Consider the following 6,436-nt stretch of genomic DNA (forward strand, 5'->3'; position numbering starts at 1 on the left):
ATCCATGTCGCAGAAAATCGATACATCGGAACTGGTCGTTGATTTCGTCGGAGGCGCTGTCGGCCACCGGTTTCGTTCCGGCGAAGGACGCGGACAGGCTCTCGCCAAGGCCGCAGGTCTGACACGCGATGCCACGCCGGAAATCGTGGATGCGACGGCGGGGCTCGGACGCGACGCATTTCTGCTGGCATCGCTGGGTGCAAAGGTAACTTTGATCGAGCGTTCCGAAAAGATGCACGCTCTTCTCGCTGAAGGGCTGGCGCGCGCTGCTGAAGAAGGCGGTCGCTATGCCGAGACTGTCGCGCGCATGACACTTCTGCTGGGTGATTCCAGCCTGCTCCTGCCGGATCTGAAGCCGCAGGTCGTGCTGGTTGACCCGATGCACCCTCCGCGCGGGAACAGTGCGCTCGTCAAAAAGGAAATGCGGCAAATCCGCGAGATCGTCGGCACAGATCCGGATGCCGAAAGACTGATGCAAGTGGCGCTGGAAGCCGCGCAGAACCGCGTGGTGCTGAAATGGCCCCTGCGTGCCGACCCAATGGCCGGATTGCGCAAACCTTCCCACCAGATACTCGGCAAAAGCACGCGCTATGACGTGTTCGTCAAAGCCAAGCTGAGTTGAACACCATGCAACAACTATGACTGGCCACTCCCGCCTGTAGCGGGCCCGCGCGACATTTCGCCGGAATAGACACTGAGGCCATTACGCCCTTTCGCCTTGGCATCATACATGGCCGCATCCGCAGCCGCCAAGAGTTCCCCCGCCGCCCCGCCATGTCTTGGGAAACAGGCGACGCCGATACTGCAGGTGACTTCCAGACATGCCCCGTCCAGTTCGACCGGCTCGCTGATCTTCCGCCTGATCTCGTCCAGCCGGGAGCAAAAATCACCGTCATCCGCCTGCAAAACCAGAATGAATTCATCGCCTCCCATGCGACCGGCTAGTTCACCGTCGCGCAGGAGCACCGAAATCCGTCCGGCAATCCGTTGCAGGAGCTTGTCTCCCGCTGCATGGCCGAGCGTATCGTTGACCGGTTTGAACTGATCCAGATCGAGAAAGCCAACAGCCACCCTCCGAGATCGGGAAGCTGCCTGTTGGAGAATCTCGTCGAGCCTTCGCTCCAGGAAGGCCCTGTTCGCCAGTCCCGTCAGCGTATCGTGTTCGGCCAGATAGCGGATGCGCTCATCGGCAATGCGCCTGTCTATGGCAATGCCGGTCAGCCTCGCTGCAGTAGTGAAAAACTCCCTGAGATCAAGGTCTTTCGAAGCGTCAACATCGGCCACCAAGCCTAGAAAACCGTGCCCCTCAGCGTCCGCAGACGGAATCTCGATGCAGAATATGGTTTGGCTGTCTGGAAGCAATGTCCTCAACACCACTTCGAGACTCGCGGCAGAAAGCGGCTCAAGCCCACCTCTCAAACCGGTCACCAGTTGAGGCAGCGAAGGCGCGGATATGACGACTTCGTCAGTCGTTTCCCCGGTAACCATGGCAACACAGTGAACACCAGCTGTAATATCTTCCAGCAAATGTGCCAGCTGATCGACAAATTCCGGTATGGCAACCGCGCTGACCGTCATTTCCAGAATACGGGCCTGAACCTGCATGAAGCGTTCAGCCCTTTTCTTGATGGAAATGTCACGAGACACACCCACGACGCCGATAATATTGCCGCTTCTATCGCGCAAAGGCACGCGCGAGATCATGAGCCAGCGATCAGCCCCGCCGCGCATGGCGCGTTCTTCATAACCGAGATCCGGCTGGCCGCTTTCCATGACCTGCTTTTCGATTTCGGAAATGCGAGCAGTGATCGCAGCTTCACCATGAATTTCGAAGTCGGTCAGTCCGACCAGATCTCTGATGTCCGATAGTCCGTTGTTGCGAACCACAGCATCATTGGCAAACAGGAACCGACCCTGCAGGTCCTTGGCATAGATGAAATCTGGCACGTGATTGATCATTGCGACGAGCCAATTGAGCTGCTCTTCGCCTGCACAGGCGTGATCGCCCGGGTTCAGTTGTGATGGCTGACACCCCGCGTGAGCAGGATGTAGATCACCCTCATTCTTATCGGCATCTTGCAATGCCTTATTTGCCAGACCTTTCATGGATAGAGCCCCTCCATGCTTTCATGACCATATTAGCAATCTTTTGATTAGTGGGAATGGCATAAAACGGTCGTACCATCGCTTTGCGTCACATCCGATACTCTTTTCCGTGACTTTACGTGTGGTGTGCAAACTGCCAACATCACTCCGGAGTACAACCATTTAGGTTTCCGGTAACGGGGACGAACATCCAGTTTCATTTAGGCAGTTCTTTCACAACAAAACATTCCGATGACGAGGTCTCATGAAACAAGGCATCGACCTGACAACAGCCCCGATCAATCAGGCTTTGCTGCTTTTTGCGTTGCCGACGCTTGGCTCTTCCATATTGCAATCGGCCAACGGTTCGATCGATACGATCTGGATCGGCCAGTTGCTGGGCGAGAATGCACTTGCTGCTACGACAAACGGCAACCTGGTCATGTTTCTGCTAACCGCCTTTGTCTTTGGTTTCGGCATGGCATCGACGATCCTGATCGGACAGGCATTCGGGCGGCGTGATGTCGAGACAGCGCGCGCAATAGCGGGCACCACGGTTGGTACTTTCGTGCCGCTTAGCATTGTCGTCGCCATCATCGGCTGGCTACTCGCCCCAAAGGTGTTGGATTTGCTCGGAACGCCTGAAGCAATTGAACCGCTGGCGCGCGCGTTTCTGCAAGTTACGTTCCTCGCCATGCCGGCGATTCTGATGCAGACGACATTGATGATGGCATTGCGCGGCAGCGGCGACGCCATGACCCCGCTCATATTCATGGGAATGGCCGTTCTTTTGGATATAGCGCTCAATCCCCTTTTCATTCTGGGCTGGGGGCCGTTGCCCGCACTAGGTATCGCAGGGTCTGCCCTGGCGACGGCTGCCGCCAATTACATAAGCCTCGCAGCGATGCTTTATTATATCTACTACCGTGATCTGCCTTTGCGCCTGCGCGGCGAGGAATTATGGCTTCTAGTTCCGGACCGGGAATTACTGCGGCTGATCTTCACCAAAGGACTGCCAATGGGCGTCCAGATGATTGTGGTTTCCAGTTCGATGCTGACCATGATGCGGCTGGTCAATCAAGAGGGGGTCGATACGACAGCCGCCTTCGGCGCTACGCAGCAGCTCTGGACTTATGTGCAGATGCCGGCAATGGCGCTTGGCGCCGCTGTCAGCGCCATGGCTGCCCAGAATATCGGTGCGGGAAAATGGGATCGCGTGAGTTCGATAACGCGTATAGGGGCGATTTATGCAGTTCTGATGACGGGAGCCCTGGTTGTGCTGCTGCTTCTCGCGGATCGACAGGCCATGCAGATATTTCTCGGCGCGGACAGTCCGGCAATCGCGATCGGCCAGCACATCGGACAGATCGCGACCTGGGGCTTCATCGCCTTCGGCGTATCGATGGTTCTTTTCGGAACTGTAAGAGCAAACGGCCAGGTTATCTGGCCGCTCATCATTCTCTTCGTATCCATGTACCCGGTGCGTCTCGGTGTCGCCATTGGTCTGCGTGAACAGTTTGGTTCCGATGCGCTCTGGCTGAGTTTTCCAGCTGCAATGGTATCAACCCTGCTGATGGCGACGGTCCTTTATTTTCACGGCGGATGGAAAAAGAACTCATCGATGCATATCGACGCCCACGAACTTCAAGGGGAAGCGGCTTGTGTATCGCAATCGACAGAAGCCGCCCCATCGAGCAACGCGCTTGCTCCCAATGCTCCGCTTGTGGTGGAAGTCGAGCCAGGGACGTAAAGTTCCTGTTCAACCGATGGACCGCATACAGTTCACGCTCCGTCAAGGCTACACAAACGATAGGCTGGTTGGGTTATTGTTTCACAAGCTTCACCTGCAAGGGCACGGGGCGTGACACGATCCCCGTCTGTACGACGAAAGGAATCCTTCATGCTCCAACTAAGACCTATGCGAGAGGATGAGTTCCCGACTTATCTCGGCTATTTCATTCCTGACTACGCAGCGGAGGTTGCATCAAGTTATCGTCTTTCCGACGTAGCCGCTCTTGATCAGGTAAAACGAGAAATGGCTTCGGACTTGCCTGACGGTGTCAATACGACTGACCAGATCTTGCTGTGTTTGATCGACCCTGCCTGCAGTCCGGAAAAGCTTCTCGGCTATCTCTGGTACAAACAGGATCCAGCGAAACAGGTAGCATTCATTATGGACTTTTACATCTTTCCCTCTTTACAGGGGAAGGGATACGGCAAGCTGGCCTTAACAACCCTGGAGGTCGACTTAAAGCGTCAAGGCTTTCAGCAAATCAAGCTCCGCGTCGCCGCTGACAACGCGCGTGCCAGGCATGTTTATGATGCAACGGGATTTCATGTGACGGGTATCAATATGAATAAGTCCCTCACTTAGTGGGCATTGGGAGCCAGGCTTCCGGACACACTCGATTTTTCATACGATGACTGATAGCTGAGGTTGTTACGCCGAGCTCGATTGCAGCCATTTTCATGCTTTTGCGGCGTACGATTGTCACGAATATGTTGAGATCAGCCAGCGCGGAGCGATCGAGGTTCACGATTGTCTTCCTTTGATAACGAGGCTGTTTGATAGCTTAAGCAGATCAGTTTGTCGTTATGGTTGGGACGGGGAGGTTTTGCAGCTGCCTAGGCTGCTTTGGTCAAAAAAAAGCCCGCGTTGCGGCGGGTTTTGATTTGGTTTTTGGCTGGTGCCTGGTTGCGTTGTCGGGGGATTGTTTCGCTGGATCAGTACCTTTTGCTGCCCACCCTTGGGGTTATGAGCGCGCTGCGGTGCGTGCGTATAGAACTCGCTTCCGCGCATCGATTTTAGGTCGAACGGTCTTCTGCGAGAAGAAGGAGCCAGCTCGCAAAGATACGAACATCGGATATGATCGAGAGATTTATGTATTTTCGTGGGAATTTGGTTGCGGGGGCAGGATTTGAACCTGCGGCCTTCAGGTTATGAGCCTGACGAGCTACCGGGCTGCTCCACCCCGCGCTATGGGTGTTTATTTTGAACCGGTTGGGTAGTTTTTGCGCATCGCGCTTACGAAAGCTGTTTTGTATGTTTTGAGAAGATGGAATGTTATTTGTGTGCTTGGCAGACCTGGCAGCGACCTACTCTCCCGTGTCTTAAGACAAAGTACCATTGGCGCTGGAGCGTTTCACGGCCGAGTTCGGAATGGGATCGGGTGCAGCCGCTCCGCCATAACCACCAGGTCGGCGAAGAACACAAATATGAGAAGCTGGTTGTCTTTCGTGCAGATAAATCAGCGATAAACGCTGATAAACAATAAGCACACGACTGTGTGCCGGCGCCTTTGCGCCGCCCTCTTAGGACGCCATTCACGAAGTGAATAAGGCGTGAGGGGCAAAGTTTTCATCAAGCTACGCTTGATGGATATTGTAAATGGGAGTGATCAAGTCGATCGAGCTATTAGTACCGGTAAGCTACATGCGTTGCCGCACTTCCACCCGGCCTATCAACGTGGTAGTCTTCCACGGCTCTGATAGGGAATACTCGTTTTTAGGTGGGTTTCCCGCTTAGATGCCTTCAGCGGTTATCCCGTCCGTATATAGCTACCCTGCTATGCCGTTGGCACGACAACAGGTCCACCAGAGATACGTCCATCCCGGTCCTCTCGTACTAGGGACAGATCCTATCAATATTCCTACACCCACGGCAGATAGGGACCGAACTGTCTCACGACGTTCTGAACCCAACTCACGTACCGCTTTAAATGGCGAACAGCCATACCCTTGGGACCTGCTCCAGCCCCAGGATGCGATGAGTCGACATCGAGGTGCCAAACAACCCCGTCGATATGGACTCTTGGGGGTCATCAGCCTGTTATCCCCGGCGTACCTTTTATCCGTTGAGCGATGGCCCTTCCACGCGGGACCACCGGATCACTATGACCGACTTTCGTCTCTGCTCGACTTGTCAGTCTTGCAGTCAGGCAGGCTTATGCCATTGCACTCGACGAACGATTTCCGACCGTTCTGAGCCTACCATCGCGCGCCTCCGTTACTCTTTAGGAGGCGACCGCCCCAGTCAAACTACCCACCATACACGGTCCTGGACCCGGATAACGGGCCGCAGTTAGACATCCATATAGGCAAGGGTGGTATTTCAAGGATGACTCCACAATGGCTGGCGCCACTGCTTCAAAGTCTACCACCTATCCTACACATGCCGACACGAATGCCAGTGTAAAGCTATAGTAAAGGTGCACGGGGTCTTTCCGTCTAACCGCAGGAACCCCGCATCTTCACGGGGAATTCAATTTCACTGAGTCTGCGTTGGAGACAGCGGGGAAGTCGTTACGCCATTCGTGCAGGTCGGAACTTACCCGACAAGGAATTTCGCTAC

5 protein-coding genes, 1 tRNA gene and 2 rRNA genes (1 of these 8 running past the window's edge) are annotated in these 6,436 nt (G+C 54.8%); 3 read left to right on the top strand and 5 right to left on the bottom strand.

Going from position 1 to position 6,436, the window contains the following annotated elements:
* The first annotated feature begins 4 nt into the window (after positions 1–4).
* The gene (locus tag OHI65_RS21125) at positions 5–622 is read left to right on the top strand and encodes a class I SAM-dependent methyltransferase (RefSeq protein WP_125303244.1); all 618 of its coding nucleotides are present in this window, start codon (positions 5–7) and stop codon (positions 620–622) included.
* A gap of 14 nt (positions 623–636) precedes the next feature.
* Here the strand turns inward: OHI65_RS21125 and OHI65_RS21130 are convergent, their stop codons facing one another.
* On the bottom strand, positions 637–2,106 hold the full coding sequence (locus tag OHI65_RS21130; protein ID WP_125303241.1) for a diguanylate cyclase domain-containing protein: 1,470 nt from the start codon (positions 2,104–2,106) through the stop codon (positions 637–639).
* Between the two features lie 244 nt (positions 2,107–2,350).
* Between OHI65_RS21130 and OHI65_RS21135 the strand changes: the two genes are divergently transcribed.
* Both OHI65_RS21135 and OHI65_RS21140 read left to right on the top strand, forming a co-directional pair.
* Positions 2,351–3,835: an MATE family efflux transporter gene (locus OHI65_RS21135; RefSeq protein ID WP_264358786.1), complete on the top strand. Its 1,485-nt coding sequence runs from the start codon at positions 2,351–2,353 to the stop codon at positions 3,833–3,835.
* Positions 3,836–3,985: 150 nt separating this feature from the next.
* Positions 3,986–4,459, top strand: coding sequence for a GNAT family N-acetyltransferase (locus OHI65_RS21140; protein ID WP_012091213.1), 474 nt, complete (start codon positions 3,986–3,988; stop codon positions 4,457–4,459).
* On the opposite strand, the gene OHI65_RS23085 is transcribed toward OHI65_RS21140, so the two are convergent.
* From OHI65_RS23085 to OHI65_RS21155, 4 genes are all read right to left on the bottom strand, one after another.
* Positions 4,452–4,556: a hypothetical protein gene (locus OHI65_RS23085; protein ID WP_343212535.1), complete on the bottom strand. Its 105-nt coding sequence runs from the start codon at positions 4,554–4,556 to the stop codon at positions 4,452–4,454. The two genes, OHI65_RS21140 and OHI65_RS23085, sit on opposite strands and share 8 nt — an antisense overlap.
* A gap of 429 nt (positions 4,557–4,985) precedes the next feature.
* Positions 4,986–5,062 (bottom strand) — tRNA-Met (locus tag OHI65_RS21145).
* Positions 5,063–5,168: 106 nt separating this feature from the next.
* A 5S ribosomal RNA gene (rrf, locus tag OHI65_RS21150) occupies positions 5,169–5,283 on the bottom strand.
* A 196-nt stretch (positions 5,284–5,479) separates the two neighbouring features.
* A 23S ribosomal RNA gene (locus OHI65_RS21155) occupies positions 5,480–6,436 on the bottom strand (it continues 1,945 nt past the right edge of the window).

Origin of the sequence: Brucella sp. MAB-22 (genome assembly GCF_025908475.1) — a bacterium.
GTDB classification, from domain to species: domain Bacteria; phylum Pseudomonadota; class Alphaproteobacteria; order Rhizobiales; family Rhizobiaceae; genus Brucella; species Brucella anthropi.